1 protein-coding gene is annotated in these 1,541 nt (G+C 75.6%); it reads left to right on the top strand.

From position 1 onward, the window contains the following. The coding region (locus J1902_RS18945) for a hypothetical protein (protein ID WP_207617917.1) at positions 1–1,541 on the top strand (1,541 nt) is incomplete at both ends.

The following is a 1,541-nucleotide window of genomic DNA, read 5'->3' as shown; positions in this document are numbered from 1 at the left end:
CCGGTCGTCTACCCTCCGGCCAACCCGCCGGTCGTCTACCCGCCGGTGGACTACCCGCCGGCGAACTACCCTCCGGCGCACCCGGCTTCCGTGGCCAGCACCTCCGGGGCCCACGGCATCCTGTCCGGAACACAGAGCGTGGCCCCGATTTCGATTCCGATACCCCGGGGCGCCACCTCGCTGGCCGTGCTGGGCGACGCAACGGCCATCAACAAGGCCCCGGCCCCTGCCCCGGCCTACCCGCCGGCCAACCCGCCGGTCGTCTACCCTCCGGCCTACCCGCCGGTCGTCTACCCTCCGGCCAACCCGCCGGTCGTCGACCCGCCGGTGGACTACCCGCCGGCGAACGCCCCTCCGGCCCCCCCGGCTTCCGTGGCCAGCACCTCCGGGGCCCCCGGCATCCTGTCCGGAACACAGATCGTGGCCCCGATTTCGAGTCCGATAACCCTGGGCGCCACCTCGCTGGCCGTGCTGGGCGACGCAACGGCCATCAACAAGGCCCCTGCCCATGCCCCGGCCTACCCGCCGGCCCACCCGCCGGTCGTCTACCCGCCGGCCAACCCGCCGGGGAACTCCCCGCCGGCCGACCCGCCGGTCGTCGACCCGCCGGCCAACCCGCCGGGGAACTCCCCGCCGGCCGACCCGCCGGTCGTCGACCCGCCGGCCAACCCGCCGGGGAACTCCCCGCCGGCCGACCCGCCGGTCGTCGACCCGCCGGCCAACCCGCCGGGGAACTCCCCGCCGGCCGACCCGCCGGTCGTCGACCCGCCGGCCAACCCGCCGGGGAACTCCCCGCCGGCCGACCCGCCGGTCGTCGACCCGCCGGCCAACCCGCCGGGGAACTCCCCGCCGGCCGACCCGCCGGTCGTCGACCCGCCGGCCAACCCGCCGGGGAACTCCCCGCCGGCCGACCCGCCGGTCGTCGACCCGCCGGCCAACCCGCCGGTGGCGTACCCGCCGGTGATGTACCCGCCGGCCAACCCGGCTTCCGTGGCCAGCACCTCCGGGGCCGACGGCATCCTGTCCGGAACACAGATCGTGGCCCCGATTTCCGTTCCCCTAACCCTGGGCGCCACCTCGCTGGCCGTGCTCGGCGACGCAACGGCCATCAACAAGGCTGCCCATGCCCCGGCCTACCCCCCGGCCAACCCGCCGGTGAACTACCCGCCGGCCAACCCGCCGGTCGTCTACCCTCCGGCCAACCCGCCGGTGGCGTACCCGCCGGCCAACCCGGCTTCCGTGGCCAGCACCTCCGGGGCCGACGGCATCCTGTCCGGAACACAGATCGTGGCCCCGATTTCGATTCCGATAACCCTGGGCGCCACCTCGCTGGCCGTGCTCGGCGACGCAACGGCCATCAACAAGGCTGCCCATGCCCCGGCCTACCCACCGGCCAACCCGCCGGTGAACTACCCGCCGGCCAACCCGCCGGTCGTCTACCCTCCGGCCAACCCGCCGGTGGCGTACCCGCCGGCCAACCCGGCTTCCGTGGCCAGCACCTCCGGGGCCCATGGCATCCTGTCCGGAACACAGATCGTGGC

Source organism: Arthrobacter cavernae (assembly GCF_017368795.1).
Taxonomy (GTDB): domain Bacteria; phylum Actinomycetota; class Actinomycetes; order Actinomycetales; family Micrococcaceae; genus Arthrobacter; species Arthrobacter cavernae.
This window is presented reverse-complemented; position numbering and strand designations above follow the sequence as displayed.